The organism is Gordonia oleivorans, from assembly GCF_040044975.1.
GTDB classification, from domain to species: Bacteria; Actinomycetota; Actinomycetes; order Mycobacteriales; family Mycobacteriaceae; genus Gordonia; species Gordonia oleivorans.
Genome location: NZ_JBDZDI010000005.1, coordinates 125749 through 143986, shown reverse-complemented (window position 1 = coordinate 143986; position 18238 = coordinate 125749). Strand labels below are relative to the sequence as shown.

Genomic DNA, 18238 nt, shown 5'->3' with positions numbered 1-18238 from the left:
GCGAACTCCTGGGTCGAGTGAACGTGTTCTAGTTTAGAACATGTTCCACCGATGCGGAACGGCTCGACCCACTGGCGCAGGAAATCTGCAACGTGTTCTAATTTGTGGATAGAACACGTTGCACCGCGGCGCACGAAGGGACATCCATGACCGACACGGCCAAGACAGACCCAGAGACCTACGACGTCATCGTCGTCGGCGCCGGCGCGGCCGGATTGTCCGCGGCCATCACCGCCGCCGCGCAGGGCCTGCGGACCGTCATCATCGAGAAGTCGGCCTACTGGGGCGGGTCGACGTCCCGGTCGGGCGGAGGTGTCTGGATTCCGAACAACTCCGTGCTCAAGCGCGACGGCGTGGACGACACCACGGCCAAGGCACGCGAGTACGTGCACGCCATCATCGGTGAGCACGCCCCTGCGGAGAAGATCGACGCCTACATCGATCGCGGCCCCGAGGCGCTGGACTTCCTGATGGCGCACGCGCCGTTGGACCTCGAGTGGGTCAAGAACTACTCCGACTACTACCCGGAGGCGCCGGGCGGACGGATCGGCGGACGCAGCGTCGAACCCCGGCCCTTCGACGCCCGTGCGCTCGGTGACGATCTGAAGACGCTGCATCCGCAGTACACCAAGGCTCCACTGAACATGGTTGTGCTGCAGTCTGATTACCGCTGGCTCAACACCGGCCTGCGGCATTGGCGGGGCCCGGTGCGGATGGCCAAGGTCGGCAGCCGGTTCTTCTGGGCCCGCTCGCGCGGCAAGAAGCTCATCGCGATGGGCGCCGCGCTGGCCGCCGAGTTGCTTCTCGGCGTCCGCAAGGCCGGTGTGCCACTGCGTCTCTCGACCGGCCTGGTCGATCTGGTGACGGAGAACGACCGGGTGGTCGGGGTGATCGCCGAGCACGAGGGCTCCCGGGTCGAACTGCGCGCCGAGCGGGGCGTGATCCTGGCGTGCGGCGGTTTCGAGCACAACGCCGAGATGCGCAGGAAGTACCAGCGCGATCCGATCGGGTCCGAGTGGACCACCGGTGCGCCGACCAACACCGGCGACGGCATCAACGCCGGTCTCAAGATCGGCGCGGCGGTGTCGCTGATGGACGACTCTTGGTGGGGCCCAACCATTCCCCTGCCCCGCGGGCCGTGGTTCGCGCTCTCCGAGCGCGCGGTACCCGGCACCTTCATGGTCAACGAACGCGGACAACGCTTCATGAACGAGTCACTGCCCTACGTCGAGGCCGTCCACCACATGTACGGCGGCGAGTTCGGTCAGGGCGACGGCGCAGGCGAGAACGTCCCGGCGTGGCTGGTCTTCGACCAGAAATGCCGCAACCGCTACCTGTTCGCCGGAGTCAACGCACGACAACCGCTGCCCAAGAAGTGGTTCACCTCCGGGGTGGTCGTCAAGGCCGACTCCATCGAGGCACTCGCCGAGCAGATGGGTGTGCCCGCCGACTCGTTGCGCGCCACCACCGACCGCTTCAACGGATTCGCCCGCCGCGGCGTCGACGAGGACTTCGGCCGCGGCACAAGCGGATACGACCACTACTACGGAGACATCACCAACAAACCCAACCCCAGCCTCGGAGCGGTCGAGAAGGGGCCGTTCTACGCGGTCAAGATGGTCCCCGGCGACCTCGGCACCAAGGGCGGCATCGACACCGACGCGAACGGCCGGGCGCTACGCGCCGACGGCTCGGTGATCGACGGCCTGTACGCCGCGGGCAACACCAGCGCACCGGTGATGGGCCACACCTACGCCGGTCCCGGCGCCACCATCGGACCGGCCATGGTCTTCGGATACCTCGCCGCACTCGATTGCGCTGGAAAGTAAGGAGATACGATGCCCATCGATCTGTCCGTCGCCCTGGGCGCCGAACTGCCCGAGACCAGCTTCTCGTGGTCGGCCTCCGACATCGCCCTCTATCACCTGGCCGTCGGTGCCGCCGCCGACCCGATGGACACCGCCGGGCTGGCCTACGTCGACGACGTCGCCCCCAAGGTGCTGCCGACGTTCGCCACCGTCGCGGCGTCGTTTCACGCCATCGAGGCACCGAAGGTCAGGTTCCCGGGCATCGACATCGATCTGGCGAAGGTGGTGCACGGAAGTCAGCAGGTGATCGCGCACCGCCCGATCCCCGCCGACGGCAAGGCCACCACCCGGGCGCGGATCGCCGAGATCCAGGACAAGGGATCGGCGGCGGTGATCATCACCGAGAAGGTCACCACCGACTCCGACGGCAACGACCTGTGGACCGAGCGGTCGTCGATCTTCGCCAAGGGCGAGGGCGGCTTCGGTGGCGATCGCGGGACGTCGACGAAACTCACCTACCCCGACCGCGAACCCGATCACCGGCTGACCGCGCCGACGTTGCCCAATCAGGCACTGCTGTACCGGTTGTGCGGCGACCGCAATCCGTTGCACTCGGATCCGGCGTTCGCCGCCCGGGCGGGCTTCCCGCGGCCGATCCTGCACGGATTGTGTACCTACGGGACGGTGTGCCGGACCGTCGTCGACGCCCTCCTCGACGGCGACGTCACCGCGGTGAGCGACTATTCGGCCACCTTCGCCGGGGTCGTCTTCCCCGGCGAGACGCTCGACATCGCGGTCTGGGAGGACTCCGGCCGCTTGCTGATCTCCGCATCGGTCGCCGACCGCGACGGCGCTCCAGCATTGGGCAACGTGGCATTGGGAAACGTGGCATTGGGCAACGTGGCCATCACGTCGGCGAAACCCGCTTCACCGGCCTGATGTGGGGCGATCGGCGGTCCGATGACGGGGCCTGTCCACCTTCGATATCGCACTGACCATACGGACGACGCCGGGCGTCTATTCTGCTCAAGGAAGACCCGTCCCATCCTTGAGGAGAATTGATGAGCGATTCGCTGCAGTCCTTGCTCGACACCAACCGATCGGCCGCCGTCGACGACCTGGTGGGGGTGATCGACTCGCAGGTTTCGGCTCAGAAGGGCATCGGTGGGGCTGCCGTCAAGGCCGCGTACGCCGCCGCACAGAAGGTCAAGCCCGGGATCGTGCGCAAGGCCACCGATCTGATGCTGCCGGACTTCGTCAACGCGCTGACGCCGTTCTGGGATTCGAAGCCCGCCGGAACGGCATTCGGCGATCACCTCGCCGCCAACGCCGACGCCGCGACTGAAGCACTGCTCGCCGTCACCGATGATCAGGTCGAGTCGGCCAAGGCGCCGCTGGTCAAGGCGTACAAGTCGCTGCGGGGCAAGGCGAAGGGATACGTCAGCGACGCCCTACCCGCGGTGGGTGCCGCGGTGGAACGCAACGTCGCATGATCGACGGTCGCGCCGCGTCGACTCGCAACGCGGGTCGGCGGCGCGGCCATGCCGCGCCGTCGCAGTCAGCGCTGTCGCGGACAGGACTGTCGCGATCAGCGCCCGCGCGGTCAGGCTGCGGTCGTCACGATGAGGACGAGCATGCAGACGACCGCGACCAGCGCCGCGAGCATCGCGAGAACGCGCCACACGTGCAGGCGCGGGGTATCGGCGGATCGGGAAGTGTTGACCGGTGCGGCCATGATGTCCCACTTTCAGTTGGCCGGGGCCGGTACCGAGGTGTGGTCACGATCCCCGTGTGTGTGACTTCAGTGATTAATGTGTCACACGTTGCATTTGATGTCGCGTCTTCGGGCCAGCGTGTCGCGTGCGTCACACAGCTGAGCCCCGGAAAATCCACAGGAAGGGCGTGACGATGCGCCGATTCACCTCCATCGATCTGCGATCGGCATGGCTCATCCTGATCTCATGCGCGGCCGTCAGCATGGTCGTGGCCGCCATGGCCGCCCTCAACACGGCCCTCGCCGACATCGCCATCGACATCAACGCCGACACCGGACAGATGACGTGGATCGCCGACGGATACACCCTGGCTCTGGCCGCGCTCCTGCTGCCCGCCGGCGCCATCGGCGACCGCCTGGGCCGGCGCGAATTGCTGATCGCGGGTCTGATCGTGTTCGCGATCGGTTCCCTCGCGGCCATCTGGACCACCGATCCGACCCAACTGATCATCACCCGATGTGTGGCCGGTGCCGGCGCCGCGTTCATCATGCCGACGACGTTGTCGTTGATCACCTCGGGCGTGCCGGAGGACAAACGCAGCATCGGCATCAGCATCTGGGCCGCCGTCGCCGGCGCCGGCGCCATCGCCGGATTCCTGGTGTCCGGGGTCCTGCTGAAGTTCTTCTCGTGGCATTCGATCTTCATCACGTTCGCGGCGTCGGCGGTGCTCACCGCGCTGGTGTGCCTGACGATCGGCACCTCCAAGGACTCCGAGCCGAAACCGTTCGACTATCTGGGCACGCTGGTCTCGATCCTGGCGGTCACCGGCATCGTGTTCGGATTGCTCGAGGCACCCCATCGTGGCTGGGATGACGCGCTCGTCCTGATCACGTTGATCGGCGGCATCGTCCTCGTCGCAGTGTTCTGCCTCATCGAGCTGCGCGGGTCACGCCAGCTCCTCGACGTCCGGCTGTTCACCAACCGCGCCTTCGGTTCCGGCGCATTGTCGGTGGCATTGCAATTCTTCGCCTCCTTCGGCGCGTTCTACCTTCTGCTGCAACGACTGCAGCTGGTGTTCGGCTACACCCCGCTCCAGTCGGCCTTCGCCCTGATGCCCATGGTGGCCGGAGTGAGCATCTTCGCACTCATCGGCAATTGGCTTGCGGTGCGCTATCATTCGCTGCGCTTCGTCTTGGCCGGCGGAATTCTGATCTCCGGGCTCGGCTTCATCCTCATCGGCACCATCGACTACGACACGTACTGGGTGCTGGCGGCGATGCTGTTCTGCACCTCCGTGGGTATCGGCCTGGCGACCGCACCGTCGACGACGGCCATCATGTCCAACACCCCGCTGGACAATCAGGGCGTGGGTTCGGCGGTGAACGACACCGCTCGCGAGATCGGCGCCGCCATCGGCATCGCCATCTCGGGAAGCCTGCTGGCGGCGGGCTATTCGGATCGCATCGGGTCGACCGCAGCACTGGCGCGTGATCAGCTCACCGCCGCCGGACAGCCACAGGCCGCCGCCGAAGCCGGCGAACGGATCTCCCGGTCACTCGCCGAGGCCACCGAGGTCGCCTCCAGACTGCCCGGAGAACTCGGTGCCCGGATCCTGCAGGGCGCGAAAGACGCGTTCATCGAACCGATGAACATGGCGTGTCTGGTGTTGGGGATCGTGCTGGTGGTCGGTGGCGTGGCGCTGGGATTCCTCGCCCCGCGTCGTGTGGTCGCACTCCATCACGACGGTCAACCCGAGTCCGGGGTCAACGAATTCGGCTGGTCCGGTGAGTCCGACGACGACCCTGTTTCGAACGACAACGCAGCGAGCGGGCCGACCGCGAACGAGCCTGCTGCCGACGGCCGCGACTCGAATGACCCCGTGGCGTCCGAGTCCGATTCCGTCTGATTCAACTAGGCTCTCGTCGTGCTCGATTCCCAGAGTGTCCTGGGCACCATCCTGGCTGCCTGCTGCCTGTTCGGTGTGGTCGGCGTTGCCGTATCGGCGCGCCGGATGAGTCCGGCCGTGGTGGCGGTCCCCGCCGCCGTCGTGCTGGTCGTGCTGGGTGTGGTCTCGTGGTCGCAAGCCGGGGACGAACTCTCGTTCATCGGACCCACCATCGGCTTCCTCGCGGCCATGTTCGTCGTCGCCGAGGTGTGCGCCCAGGAAGGCGTATTCGCCTGGATCGGTTCGGTTCTCGCGCGGGTCAGTCGAGGGTCACCGCAACGTCTGCTCGGACTGGTGTTCGTCGCCGCGGCAGTGACCACCGCGGTGCTGTCCATCGATACCACCATCGTGCTGCTGACACCGGTCGCCGTCGCCACCGCGCGTCGCATCGGGGCGAAGGTCGCACCGGCGGGCGCGGCCACGGCACACCTGGCCAACAGCGCGTCGACGCTGCTTCCGGTGTCGAATCTGACCAACCTGCTGGCCTTTTCGGCAACGGGCCTCGGATTCCTCACCTTCGCCGGATTGATGGTCGGTCCGTGGGTCGTGGCCATCGTCGTCGAATACGTGCTATTCCGTTGGTTTTTCGCGAGTGAGTTGCGGTCGGTGCGCGACGAGGCGACTTCGGATGGCCCCGCTCCGACCGCCCCCGCGGTGAGCCGCCCGGCACCTGTGCTGACCCTGGTGTTGCTCGGCCTGCTTCTCGTCGGATTCGTGGTGGCCGAACCGCTGGGTGTGCCGCTGTCGGTCGTCGCCGCGATCGGAGCGGTGGTGATGCTCATCGCTCCCCTGCGACGTGCTCCGCTGCCGACGGTCATCCGCGCCGGGCGCGCACTGAACGTGCCGTTCCTGGCGTTCGTCGCCGCGTTGGGCATCATCATCCTGCCGATACGGCTTGGCCCCGTGGGCGATTGGGTCACCACACTCATCCCGTCCGGCGAGGGGCTCCTCGCTCTGCTGGCCGTCGCGGCGCTGGCGGCGGTGGTGGCCAATCTGCTCAACAATCTGCCCGCCACACTCCTGCTCATCCCGCTCGTCGCGCACGAGCCGGGACTGGCGCTCGCCATGCTGCTCGGGGTCAACATCGGCCCGAATCTCGCCTACTTCGGCTCCCTGGCCAATCTGCTGTGGCGAGATGTGATGCGGCGCAACACCACTCCTCCGCCGACGCGGCGCTACCTCCTGCTGGGGGCGCTCACCGTCCCACCCACCCTGATCGCCGCCGTCGTCGCCCTATGGGTGGGGCTTCAGGTCGGCTGATCGGGGCTTGATCCGGGCTTGATCCTCCAGGCGTGCTCTGCGTTGACAGCGCTCTCGATTCCGTTGACAGCGCTCTCCAGTTCACTGACAGCGCTTGCCATCCCGTTGACAGCGCTCAGGTTCGTCGGCGCAGTAGTTGTCAACGTGGGTACTTTCCAGCGCACGCTGCGGAGGTCTCGACTCGCCGCTCGCCCTGGGGGCTCGCGACGGCTCGACCAACGGGTTGGCGAGCGCCGTCAACGTGGGCGAAGGCGCCGTCAACGGGTGACAGAGCGCTGTCAGCGTGGACACTTTCCAGCGCATCCTGCGGAGGTCTCGACTCGCCGCTCGCCCTGGGGGGGCTCGCGACGGCTCGACCAGCAACGAAAGAGCGCTGCGAACGTTCCCGGGTCAGGCCGGGGCCGGCTCCGCACCCGCGGTGGCCGCGGCGTTCTTCGCCCACCGGTAGTCGGCCTTGCCTGCGGGCGTGCGCTTGACCTCGTCGACGAAGACGACGGTGCGCGGAACCTTGTAGCCGGCAAGCGATTCGCGGCAATGTGCCTGTATCTCTTCGAGGCTCGGTTCGGTGGCGCCGTCGGCGACGCGGGCCACCGCGGCCACGCGCTGCCCGTAGCGTTCGTCGGGCACCGGGACCACCAGTGCGTCGCCGATGGCCGGATGCGCGTGGAGTACCGCCTCGACCTCCTCCGCGTACACCTTCTCGCCGCCGGTGTTGATGCATTGGGAACCGCGGCCCAGGAAGACGATGGAACCATCGGCCTCGACGGTGCCCATGTCACCGAGGATCGAGATCCGCCGACCGTCGGGCAGGGTCGGGAAGGTTCGGGCGCTCTTCTCCTCGTCCTTGTAGTACCCGAGTGGCACATTGCCGATACGCGCGATGTACCCGACATCGCCCGAGCCAGGCTCGATCTGACGATGCCGCTCGTCGACCACCATCATCTTGTCGGTCGGCGGCACCCGGAGATTCCCGTTGTCGTCCATCAGGATCTCGCCGTCATTGCCCGATTCGGAGGCACCGAAGTTGTCGCGCAGGATGAGATCCGGCTTGATGGCGGCGAACCGCTCCCGATTGTGATGTGACCAGATGGCGCCGCCGGAGGTCACCGAGAACAGGGTCGAGTAGTCGACCTCGTCCTTGCGGCGTTCCATCTCCTCCGCGAGCGGCATACCCATCGCGTCACCGACGATGAGGATGATCTGGATTCCCTCGTCCTCGATGCCCTGCACGATCGCCGCCGGGTCGAAGTCGCGCATCAAGACCAGCCGCCCACCCAGGGTGAGGAAGGTGAACAGCGAGTACGACGCCGCGCCGTGCATGAGCGGCGCGGCGATGTTGAAGGCGATCGACCCGAATTCCTGGACAGCAGTTCCCAGTTCGGCGAGATCCTTGCGAGCCTCACCGTACGGGTTGCCGCCGGAGATCGGCTTGCGGAAGAAGTCGTCGTGACGCCACATGACACCCTTCGGATAGCCGGTGGTGCCGCCGGTGTAGAGCAGATACAGTTCGTCGCCGGTACGCGGCTCGAAATCGCGTTCCTCGGAGGCGTTCTCCTCGTCGGCGAAGGACACCACCGCAACCTCGCGGCCGTCGGGAAGCGCGGCGGCCGCCTCGGCCAGCTCCGTCTCGATCGGTCCGATCACGAAAACGGTGCGCACCAAGGGCAGGTCGCCGAGCAGCGCCGCGACGCTACGCTGATGTTCGGGGAGTTCGACGATGATCCCCCGTGAGTCCGAATTGTCGAAGATGTAGCGCAACTCGGTGTTGGTGTAGCGGTAGTTGACGTTGACCGGCACCGCTCGGATCTTGAGCAGTCCCAGCAGGCTCGTCACGTGCTCCACACTGTTCTTGAGGAACAGTGCCACCTGATCATTCGCCTCGATTCCGTTGTCCCGCAGCAGATGCGCGACTCTCGTGGCGAGTCGGTCGAGTTCGGCGTAGCTGATCTGCCGTCCGTCGTAGCTCAGTGCGATGCGGTCGGGCACCGAGTCGGCGACGGTCTCGAACACGTCGGCCAGGTTGAACTTGTGGGGCGCGTCCTGCGTGGTCACTGTCGAACTCCTTTGGGCTGATGATTGTCCGTACCCGAATGTCATTGCGCGGCAAGCACCAGGCCGCTGGTGGGGACTCCCGTCCCGGCGGTGACGATGACGCGTTGCGCATCGCTCACCTGGTTGACCGAGGTCCCGCGGATCTGGCGCACGCCCTCGGCGATGCCGTTCATCCCGTGGATGTAGGCCTCGCCGAGTTGCCCGCCGTGTGTGTTCAACGGCAGACGACCGCCGACCTCGAGCGCACCGGGTTCGGCGACGAAGTCCTTCGCCTCTCCCCGACCACAGAATCCCAGCTCCTCCAACTGCATCAGCGTGTAGGGGGTGAAGTGATCGTAGAGAATCCCGACGTCCATGTCGTCCGGCCGCAGCCCGGACTGCTTCCACAGTTGCCGACCCACCAGGCCCATCTCGGGCAGCGCGGCGAGGTCATCACGGTAATAGCTGGTCATGATGAACTGGTCGTCGGCACTTCCGGCGGCCGCACCCACGATCACCGCCGGCGGATGCGGCAGGTCCTTCGCACGCTCGGCCGAGGCCACGACGATGGCGACGCCACCGTCGGACTCCTGACAGCAGTCGAGCAGATGGAGCGGCTCGGCGATGTAGCGCGATTTCTGGTGATCTTGCAGGGTGATCGGCTTACCGAAGAAGAAGGCGTTCGGATTGACCGCCGCATGCTTGCGGTCGGCAACGGCCACCCGGCCGAAATCCTCACTGGTGGCGCCGTAGTCGTGCATATACCGCTGCGCCACCATCGCGACGAAGGCCGCCGGAGTCGACAGTCCGTGCGGGTAGGAGAAGGCGTTGTCGGTACCCGACGAGTTCTCCTGGTTCGCGACGGCCGAATTCACCTGTCCGAAACGTAGTCCCGACCGTTCGTTGAATGCCCGGTAGGCGACGACGACGTCGGCGACGCCGGTGGCCACCGCCATCGCGGCCTGCTGGACGGTGGCGCACGCCGCACCGCCGCCGTAGTGGATGCGCGAGAAGTACGTCATCTCACGGATTCCCACCGCACGCGCCACCGCGATCTCGGCGTTGGTGTCCATCGTGAACGACACGAGACCGTCGACGTCTGCCGGGGTGAGGCCGGCGTCGGCGATCGCCGCGGAGACCGCTTCGGCGGCCAGTCGCAGTTCACTGCGCCCGGAGTCCTTGGAGAACTCGGTGGCCCCGATACCGACGATCGCGGCCGCCCCGGAGAGGGTTCCCATCAGTTCTCCCCCGCCCTGTTGCCGCCGACCGCGTGACCGAGTCCGACGACCACCGTCGAGATCACATGCTTGCCCAGCGAATTCGTTCCCACCACCGACACCGTGACCTCATCCCCGTCACGCGCGGTCACCTCGCCGGTGAACGTCACCGAATCGTAGGCGTACCACGGCACACCGAGTTTCAGTCTGATCGAACGCACGCGCGCCGACGGTCCGGCCCAGTCGGTGACGAACCTCTCCACGAGGCCGGTGTCGGTGAGGATGTTGACGAATATGTCCTTCGAGCCCTTGGCCTGCGCCAGATCCCGATCGTGATGCACATCCTGGAAGTCACGCGTGGCCAACGCCGTCGCCACCACGAATGTCGGTGTCGCCTCAATGGTCAACGCGGGCAACGTCTGACCGACCTCGACGGTTGGTACCGCCTCGAGGGTCATGCGCTCACCTCCTTCTGACGCGGCTGCCAGGCATACAGCGTCCACGCCGGTGTACCGGCATCGTCGTCGGCCGGGAAGTCGAGATAGGTTGCCTCGACCGGCATTCCGATGTGCACCTGCTCCGGGTCCACACCACGGAGCTCACCGAGCATCCGCACACCCTCCTCGAGTTCGACGAGGGCGACCACGAACGGCAGCCCCCGTCCGGGCACCTTGGGGGCACGGTGCACGACGTAGCTGAAGACGGTGCCGCGGCCACTCGCGACCACGTAGTCGGTGGCCGGCACGATGCCGTCGGCGCCACGGGGCTTCCACGTCGCCGGTATCGGCGGGTGACGCAACGTACCGTCCTCGACGGCCTGGATGCGCAACTCGTGGGCGGCGATGCCCTCCCAGAAGAAGGCGGTGTCCCGGGAAACACCGGGCCGCAACATCGTCGATGGATCGAGGTCATCGAACGAGGCGCCGGCCGGCGGCTCGGCGGGCGGCGCGGTGGCTCCCGCGCCGGGCGGCCGGAACTTCAGGATCCGGAAATCCATCTCGGCGACCACCTCGTCGCCCACCGACCAGGTGTTGCGGGTGGTGAAGAACCACCCCTCGCCCAGCGCGGTGTTCTTGGGACCGACGACGTCGACGAGTTCGGCGGAGATCGCGACCTGCTCACCGACCTCGACGTAGCGGTGATAGGTGGTGTCGCAGTTGGTGGCGACGACGGAGGTGTAGCCGGCCTCGTCGAAGAGTTCGGTGGCGCGGCCGAGCGGATCGTCGGCGGCCCGCGAACCGTGGAGGCCGCGCATCGTCCACACCTGCGCCATCGCCGGCGGGGCGACCACTCCCGGATGGCCGGCGGCCCGCGCGGAGGCGGCGTCGGTGTAGATGGGGTTGGTGTCGCCGATCGCCTCGACCCAGTTGTTGATCATCGGCTGATTCACCGGGTCCCGGCCCGCCACCGGCGCGCTGGGGCCGTCGCCCTTGATCTGCCGGGCGGCCGACTCGATGGCGTCGATCAGCGTCTGCGATCCGGTCATCGTTTGGCCCTCGGCAATCCGAGTCCGGCGGTGCCGATCATGTCACGCATCACCTCGTTGACGCCTCCCCCGAAGGTGATGACCACGTTGCGTTTCTGCTGCACGTCGAGCCAATCGACCAACTCGGCGGTCTGCGGATCGGTGAAATCGCCGTAGCGGCCGATGATCTCGTCGATCATCCGCCCCACCTTCTGAAGTCGTTCGGTGGCGAAGACCTTGGTGGCCGCGGCGTCGGCCATGGAGATGGCTTCGCCGGTGGAGGCCACCTGCCAGTTGAGCAACTCGTTGATACGCGCGTAGGCGTCGATCTCCGCGAGCGCGCGACGCACGTCGGGATGTTTGGCGATCACCGTGCCGTCCGGTCCGGGACGTGCAGCCCAGGCACGCACCCGCGCCGCGAGGCCGTCGATGCGGCCGGCCGGACCCAGCATCACCCGTTCGTGATTGAGCTGAGTGGTGATCAGCTTCCAGCCGTCCCCCTCCTCACCGACCCGCATCGACAGTGGCACACGCACATCGCTGTAGTAGGTGGCGTTCACGTGGTGCGCGCCGTCGGCGGTGATGATCGGCGTCCAGGAGTATCCGGGGTCACGGGTGTCGACGATGAGGATCGAGATGCCCTTGTGTTTGGGGGCGTGCCGATCGGTGCGCACCGCGAGCCAGATGAAATCCGCGTCGTGTCCGCCGGTGGTGAAGATCTTCTGCCCGTTGACGATGTACTCATCGCCCTCGCGGACGGCGCTCGTGGTCAGCGAGGCGAGGTCGGTGCCCGCGTCGGGTTCGGTGTAGCCGATCGCGAAATGCACCTCGCCGGAAAGGATCTTGGGCAGGAACCGATCCTTCTGCTCCGCCGTGCCGTGGGCCTGAAGCGTCGGGCCGACGGTCTGCAAGGTCACCGCCGGGAGCGGGACATCGGCGCGGACGGCCTCATTGGTGAAGATCTGTTGTTCGATCTCACCGAATCCCTTGCCGCCGAACTCCTTCGGCCAGCCGACGCCGAGCCAACCGTCGGCGCCCATCTGCCGCACGATCTTGCGGTAGGTCCGACCATGCCGTTCGGTGAGCATCGTCGTCGCATCCTCGGGGCCGATGAGGTCGGCGAAGTACTCGCGTACCTGCGCCTTCAACGCCCGCTGATCCGGCGTGAGATCGATGAACATCAGTGCGCTCCTACCGATTCCGACAGCCCGGCCAGCTCGTCGAGACGAGCGTCGGTGCCGCCGACGAGCCGGGCGAGATCCTTGGCGATCGAAAAGTAGCGGTGCAGCGGGTAGGTGACGTCGACACCGATACCGCCGTGCAGGTGGGTCATGGTGCGCAGCGTCGCCGGCACCTCTGCGGCCATCCAGTACGTTCCAATACCCAGATCATGCTCGGCGTCCAGCCCTTCGGACAGTCGCCACGCCGCCGCCGTCGCCGCCAGAGACAGGGCCCGGCCGACGACGTAGATGTCGGCGAGTTGCTGGCCCACCGCCTGGAACAGCGCGATCGGTTTGCCGAACTGTTCACGTTCGGTCACGTGTCGCGCGGTGAGCGTGGTCGCCCCGGCCACCAGTCCATCGGCGTAGGTACACAAGGACATCCGGTAGAGGTCGCGCAGGACGCCGAGGTCGGCGGTGAGTACGTCGGCATCGGCGACGGGAACATCGTCGAATCGGATCGTGTACTCACCCCAACCGCTCGACGACGGGGTGCGCCGCATGCTGATTCCCGGCGCATCCGATCGCACGGCGAGAACCCCGATATCGGTGCCGACGAGCAGCGCGGTCGAGCCCTCGGCATGCAGCACACCGGATTTCACGCCGACGAGGCGACCGTCACGAACGGTGGTCTGCGGGGTGGAGGTGAGCGCGTCACCCGGTTCCCCCAGCGCGACCGCATGCCAGGCACCCTCGGCCAGCGTCCCGGCCCACCGCCGTCGCAGGCCGTCGGCGGTTCCGGGGTCGACGGCCCGCAACACGAGCGCCGAGGTCACCGAGCCGAGAACGGGCACGACGGCCGCCGCCGCGCCGAGCCGGCGGAGCAGCGGGGCCACCGCGGTGACCCCGAGATCGTCGCCACCCAGTGATTCGGGGAGTGCGAGCGCGTTGAGTCCGGCATCGGCCATCTCGGCCCACAGCGCGTCGTCGAGCCCACCGACGCCGTCCTGGTCACCAGCGCGCAGTCCACGCCCGAACTTCGTCTCCCAGCGGGTCTCGTGCCGGGAGAGTACGTCGTCGGCGACGTCACCGACCGCGACCGCTTCCGCGTCGAGGGCAAAGTCCACCCCGGTGCCTCCTGTTCAAAAAGTAGAACCTGTTCTAGTTGTATCAGACGGGAGCGTCAGGAGCGGGGTAGTCCGAGAATCCGCTCAGCGGCCGCGGTCCGCAGGATCTGGGTGGTTCCGCCGGCGATCGACAGGCACCGGTTCTGCAACAACAGCTCCGACGCGTCAGTCGCCGCGACGGCGTCGACACCGAGCAGGTCGACGGCGAGTTCCGGCACCGACTGACGATGGGCGACGCCGATCAGCTTGCGCACACTCGACAGCGCCCCCGGGTCGTGTCCGGCCAGGCGTCGCGTGACCGCCCGGGCATCGAGGACGCGGCCGATGTGGGCGTCGGCGACGAGTCGTCCCAGCCCGGACATCTCGGCGTCGGTCAGCGGCCGGGACATCTGCGCGATCTGCCGGAGCAGCGCATCCATCTCCTTGCCCAGACCCGACCCGCCCATCGCGACACGCTCATTCGCCAGGGTCGTGCGGGCCAACCGCCATCCGCCGTTGACCTCACCGACCACACAGTCGTCGGGCACGAACACATCGTCGAGGAAGACCTCGTTGAAGTTGGCCCGTCCGGTGAGTTCGCGCAGCGGCCGGATGTCGATGCCGGCGGCGGCCATATCCACCAGAAAGTAGGTGATGCCCTTGTGTTTCGGCGCGTCGGCGTCGGTGCGGGCCAGACAGATCCCCCACTGCGCGTTGTGGGCCTGCGAGGTCCAGATCTTCTGCCCGGACAACCGCCAGCCCCCGTCGACCCGGGTCGCCCGGGTACGCAGCGCGGCCAGGTCGGAACCGGCCTCGGGTTCACTGAACAGCTGGCACCACACGATGTCCCCGTGCAGCGTCGGCGCCACGAACCGCTCGCGCTGCGCGTCGGTGCCGTGTTCGAGGATCGTCGGAATGGCCCACGCCCCGATGACCAGATCCGGCCGGATCACCGCGGCGCGGTCGAACTCGGCGTCGATGAGCAGCTGCAACGCCGGGTCGGCACCGATCCCGTGTGGGGCGGGCCAGTGCGGCATGAGGTAGCCGGCATCGGCCAGCAACCGGCGTTGCCCGGATTCGTCTGTCGCCGCGACCTTTTCGGCCACGTCACGAACCTCGTCACGACGGTGCTCGACCGCCGACAGATCGATCTCGAAGTCGCGTCGGTCACCCCGCAGGCCCCGCCGGGCGAGCTCGGCGCGGGCCGGGTGCCCCTGTCCCAGCAGGGCGCGGGCGACCATCGCCGAGCGCAGGTACAGGTGGGCGTCGTGTTCGAAGGTGAAGCCGATGCCACCGAGGATCTGGATGCAGTCCTTGGTCACCGCGACGGGCAGGTCGGCGACGAGGATCTCGGCGGCGAGTCTGCTCAACTCGAGTTGCTCGCGGGCCCGCTCGCCGGCTGCATCGTCGGGTGCGGCCGCCATGGCGTCGTCGACGGCGCGCGCGAGATCCCACGCCGCCGCTTCGACTTGCTCTGTGCGACACAGCATGTCGGCGCAGATGTGTTTGACGGCCTGGAAGGACCCGATCGGCGCACCGAATTGAGTGCGCACCGTGGCGTAGTCGACCGCGGTCGTCAGGGCCCACCGGCACACGCCGCTCTGGTATGCGGTGCGAGCCGCACTCAGCACGCCGGCGATCACCGGGCCGCCGCCGCAGTCGATCAGGTCGTCGGGGCCGACGCCACCGATGCGCACGCGGGCGGTCGGGGCGGCACCGTCGACCGGCGTCTCGACGTCCACCACCCGCTTCCCGACACCGGGTGGGATGACCCACCAGGAACCGGGCATCGTCCCCGTCACCGCCGGAAGCAGGATTGCGGCGCCGTCGACGTAGCCGGGCACCACGCCGAGGTCGACTTCGCCATCGCCGACCGTGAACGCCTCGATGTGCGCTCGCGCCGGAACGACGCCCGGCGTCGCGCCCGCGATCACGGATTCGAGCAGCGCGGCTGCGCGGGGATCGTCGGCGCGGGTCAGCGCGAGCGCGGTCGCGACGGTCTCGGCGATCGGACAGGGTACCAGCGACCGGCCGCAGCGTTCGACCATCGCGGCGACGTCGGCGCAGGACGCGCCCAAGCCGCCGTGCGATTCTGGGACAATGGCCGACACGACACCGAAGTCGGCGAGTTGGGCGAATAGCTCGCCCACCTGATCGTCGGGTTTGTCCAGGTGCGCACGGGCGATATCGGTGGTGCCGACCTTCGCGGCCCAGGCCGCGATGGCCTCGCAGACGGCGATCTGTTCGGGGGACGTGGCGAGTGTCACGGGAATCCTCTGTGCCGATTAGGTGACCAAGAACTAGAACCTGTTCTAATATGCCATGAGTACTGTACGCGCGGTAGCCATCCCGCCATCAGTCCGCCGACCACCGACGTGAGGAAGCCCGAGAGCACATGGCCGCATCTGACAATGCCGTGACGGTTCCGGAATCCGGCACCGCAGACACGGGTTCCCCCACCGAGAGCGGATCGGCCGCCCAGCGAGACCGGCGTCGCCGCATCCTCGACGCCACCCTGGCATTGGCATCCAAGGGCGGCTACGATGCGGTGCAGATGCGGACGGTCGCGGAGAAGGCCGACGTCGCCGTCGGCACCCTCTACCGCTACTTCCCGTCCAAGGTGCACCTGCTGGTGACGTCGTTGGCACGCGAGTTGGCCCGCGTCGAATCGCGCGTCGACCGGTCACAGTTGCGCGGCGACAACGCCATCGAGCGTCTCCGCCACGTGCTGGACATGATCACCTTCGCGATGCAACGCGACCCGCTGCTCACCGAGGCGATGACGCGGGCATTCATGTTCGCCGACGCGTCGGCGACCGCCGAAGTCGACCAGGTCGCCTCGATCATCGATCGACTCCTCGCCAACGCGATCGTCGACGAGGGCGAACCGACCGAGGAAGATCTCGCGATCGCCCGCGTGCTCGCCGATGTGTGGATGTCGAATCTCGTGCAGTGGCTGACCCGACGCGCGTCGGCGACCGACGTCACCAACCGGCTCGAACTGACCGTCCGCCTGCTCCTGAAGGATCGGGTGAGTGCCTCGTGAAAACGCGGCTGACCTGCCCCTGCGGCGACATGCTGCGCGGCGCGGACGAAGACGAACTGGTCGAGATCGTGCGTAAGCATCTGGCGGAGAACCATCCCGGGCACGAATACTCGCGCAACGAGATCCTGTTCATGGCGTACTGATCTGCGGCGTACTGATACTTGCGGCGCCTGGCCGGCCCAATCGCGACCGGGTGCGCGGCCTATTTCGCCAGATCTGCGGCGATCATCGGCCAGGTGTCGTGCAGATCCTGCTCCCAGTAGGCCCAGGAGTGCGTGCCGACGGGCCGCAATGACACCCGGTTGACGACGCCGAGCTCGTTCATCCGCTGCGCCATCTGCACGGTGCACTGGTTGACCGCGGCCTCGATGACCCCACCCAGCAGAATCTGATTGCCCAGGGTGACCGGGTTTCCGTCGATCAGGGGTGCGTTCAGCTGATCGTTCGGCCCGGGCAGACCCGATCCGCTGGTCATGTAGACCTTGGTGCCCTTGAGCTTGCCGGCGTTGATGTAGGGATCGTTGGCCACCCAGCCGGGTCCGCCGGGGGTGCCCCACATGTTGTTGATGTTGCCGCGGCCGCGGTCGCCGACGACCATCCGGATGTAGGTCATGCCCAGCGGGTCGCTGGTTCGGGCGCAACCGCTGTAGGCCGCGACGGACCGGTACAGGTGCGGGGCGGCGATCGCGAGGTTGAGCACCGACGTACCGGCCATCGAGATGCCGGCGATGGAGTTCTCCCCGGTGGTGTCGAATTCCCTGTCGATCAGCGGGGGCAGTTCCTTGGTCAGGAAGGTCGTCCACTTGTTGCGACCGAGTACCGGGTCGTCCTGCTGCCAGTCGGTGTAGTAGGAGAAGGCGCCACCGATCGGCGTGACGACGTTGACATGCTTGTCGGCGAAGAACTGCGTGTAGCTGGTCTTCGCCGCCCAGGTGGCCGAATCCTCGCCACCGCCGGCGCCGTTGAGGAGATAGAGCGTGGGTGCGGGCTTGCTGGTGTCCTTGGGGCGCAGAATCGTGACCGGGATCAGCTTGTTCATCGACGCCGAGTAGACGATCGCGGTGACCTGCTGAGCGGAGTCGTGCACCAGCGTCTCGATCTTGGAGACGTTCATCGGCGCCGGGTTCGACGGGTTGGTGGGTGACGTACCCGTGGGGTCTGCCGCAGCGACGCCAAGTCCCGTGCCCGTCGCAATCACCATCGCGGTCACCGACGCCACAAGCGTACGAGTGATTCCCTTACGCACCATCAACCCCTTTAGTCACAACAGCCCCAATCCCGGCAAGTTTATCCGGCATGGGTCAGGTCTCGGAAATCGAGACTGCCGTTGTTAGCCAGTTGTGACGATAACCGAGACCGTCTCGCCTCACCGTGCGCGTTCCGTCAACCACTCATGCGCAGACGTGCAAGTAATAGCTCTCGCCGATTCGCAGACTTGTGGCAGCAGTCACATCGCGTTCGCCGAACGGGCGGGCTCACGACAGA

At 67.0% G+C, this 18238-nt stretch carries 16 protein-coding genes; 7 read left to right on the top strand and 9 right to left on the bottom strand.

Going from position 1 to position 18238, the window contains the following annotated elements; all coding sequences use genetic code 11:
* The first annotated feature begins 146 nt into the window (after window positions 1-146).
* From kstD to ABLE92_RS10525, 3 genes are all read left to right on the top strand, one after another.
* Window positions 147-1829 (top strand): 3-oxosteroid 1-dehydrogenase, encoded by a 1683-nt coding sequence (gene kstD, locus ABLE92_RS10535; protein ID WP_348804705.1) that lies wholly within the window; start codon window positions 147-149, stop codon window positions 1827-1829.
* 9 nt (window positions 1830-1838) lie between these two features.
* Window positions 1839-2747, top strand: a complete 909-nt coding sequence (gene chsH3 / locus ABLE92_RS10530; protein WP_348804704.1) for an enoyl-CoA hydratase ChsH3 — start codon at window positions 1839-1841, stop codon at window positions 2745-2747.
* A gap of 122 nt (window positions 2748-2869) precedes the next feature.
* Window positions 2870-3301, top strand: a complete 432-nt coding sequence (locus ABLE92_RS10525; protein WP_348804703.1) for a DUF6918 family protein — start codon at window positions 2870-2872, stop codon at window positions 3299-3301.
* Window positions 3302-3411: 110 nt separating this feature from the next.
* On the opposite strand, the gene ABLE92_RS10520 is transcribed toward ABLE92_RS10525, so the two are convergent.
* The gene (locus tag ABLE92_RS10520; RefSeq protein ID WP_348804702.1) at window positions 3412-3543 is read right to left on the bottom strand and encodes a hypothetical protein; all 132 of its coding nucleotides are present in this window, start codon (window positions 3541-3543) and stop codon (window positions 3412-3414) included.
* A 173-nt stretch (window positions 3544-3716) separates the two neighbouring features.
* On the opposite strand from ABLE92_RS10520, the gene ABLE92_RS10515 reads away from it, so the two are divergent.
* Window positions 3717-5429: an MFS transporter gene (locus ABLE92_RS10515; RefSeq protein WP_348804883.1), complete on the top strand. Its 1713-nt coding sequence runs from the start codon at window positions 3717-3719 to the stop codon at window positions 5427-5429.
* 18 nt (window positions 5430-5447) lie between these two features.
* Window positions 5448-6728: an ArsB/NhaD family transporter gene (locus ABLE92_RS10510; protein ID WP_348804701.1), complete on the top strand. Its 1281-nt coding sequence runs from the start codon at window positions 5448-5450 to the stop codon at window positions 6726-6728.
* A 390-nt stretch (window positions 6729-7118) separates the two neighbouring features.
* On the opposite strand, the gene ABLE92_RS10505 is transcribed toward ABLE92_RS10510, so the two are convergent.
* The 7 genes from ABLE92_RS10505 to ABLE92_RS10475 are packed head-to-tail and all read right to left on the bottom strand — an operon-like array spanning window position 7119 to window position 15974.
* Entirely contained in the window at window positions 7119-8780 is a 1662-nt protein-coding gene (locus tag ABLE92_RS10505) for an AMP-binding protein (protein ID WP_348804700.1), read from the bottom strand.
* A gap of 41 nt (window positions 8781-8821) precedes the next feature.
* Window positions 8822-9997: a lipid-transfer protein gene (locus ABLE92_RS10500; protein WP_348804699.1), complete on the bottom strand. Its 1176-nt coding sequence runs from the start codon at window positions 9995-9997 to the stop codon at window positions 8822-8824.
* The gene (locus ABLE92_RS10495; protein ID WP_348804698.1) at window positions 9997-10434 is read right to left on the bottom strand and encodes a MaoC family dehydratase; all 438 of its coding nucleotides are present in this window, start codon (window positions 10432-10434) and stop codon (window positions 9997-9999) included. Before ABLE92_RS10495 ends, ABLE92_RS10500 begins: the two co-directional genes overlap by 1 nt.
* Window positions 10431-11462: a bifunctional MaoC family dehydratase N-terminal/OB-fold nucleic acid binding domain-containing protein gene (locus tag ABLE92_RS10490; protein ID WP_348804697.1), complete on the bottom strand. Its 1032-nt coding sequence runs from the start codon at window positions 11460-11462 to the stop codon at window positions 10431-10433. Before ABLE92_RS10490 ends, ABLE92_RS10495 begins: the two co-directional genes overlap by 4 nt.
* Window positions 11459-12622: an acyl-CoA dehydrogenase family protein gene (locus ABLE92_RS10485; RefSeq protein ID WP_348804696.1), complete on the bottom strand. Its 1164-nt coding sequence runs from the start codon at window positions 12620-12622 to the stop codon at window positions 11459-11461. Before ABLE92_RS10485 ends, ABLE92_RS10490 begins: the two co-directional genes overlap by 4 nt.
* The gene (locus ABLE92_RS10480; protein WP_348804695.1) at window positions 12622-13728 is read right to left on the bottom strand and encodes an acyl-CoA dehydrogenase family protein; all 1107 of its coding nucleotides are present in this window, start codon (window positions 13726-13728) and stop codon (window positions 12622-12624) included. Before ABLE92_RS10480 ends, ABLE92_RS10485 begins: the two co-directional genes overlap by 1 nt.
* Window positions 13729-13784: 56 nt before the next feature.
* Window positions 13785-15974 carry an acyl-CoA dehydrogenase family protein gene (locus ABLE92_RS10475; RefSeq protein ID WP_348804694.1) on the bottom strand — a complete coding sequence of 730 codons (2190 nt, stop codon included), beginning with the start codon at window positions 15972-15974 and terminating at the stop codon, window positions 13785-13787.
* 128 nt (window positions 15975-16102) lie between these two features.
* Here ABLE92_RS10475 and kstR point away from each other — a divergent pair, with 128 nt between their 5' ends.
* Window positions 16103-16753: a cholesterol catabolism transcriptional regulator KstR gene (kstR, locus tag ABLE92_RS10470; RefSeq protein ID WP_348804693.1), complete on the top strand. Its 651-nt coding sequence runs from the start codon at window positions 16103-16105 to the stop codon at window positions 16751-16753.
* Window positions 16750-16896, top strand: a complete 147-nt coding sequence (locus ABLE92_RS10465) for a DUF1059 domain-containing protein (protein ID WP_348804692.1) — start codon at window positions 16750-16752, stop codon at window positions 16894-16896. Before kstR ends, ABLE92_RS10465 begins: the two co-directional genes overlap by 4 nt.
* A gap of 59 nt (window positions 16897-16955) precedes the next feature.
* Here ABLE92_RS10465 and ABLE92_RS10460 read toward each other — a convergent pair whose 3' ends face one another.
* A complete protein-coding gene (locus ABLE92_RS10460; protein WP_348804882.1) occupies window positions 16956-17954 on the bottom strand; it encodes an alpha/beta hydrolase in 999 nt (332 codons plus the stop codon).
* Between the last annotated feature and the right edge of the window lie 284 nt (window positions 17955-18238).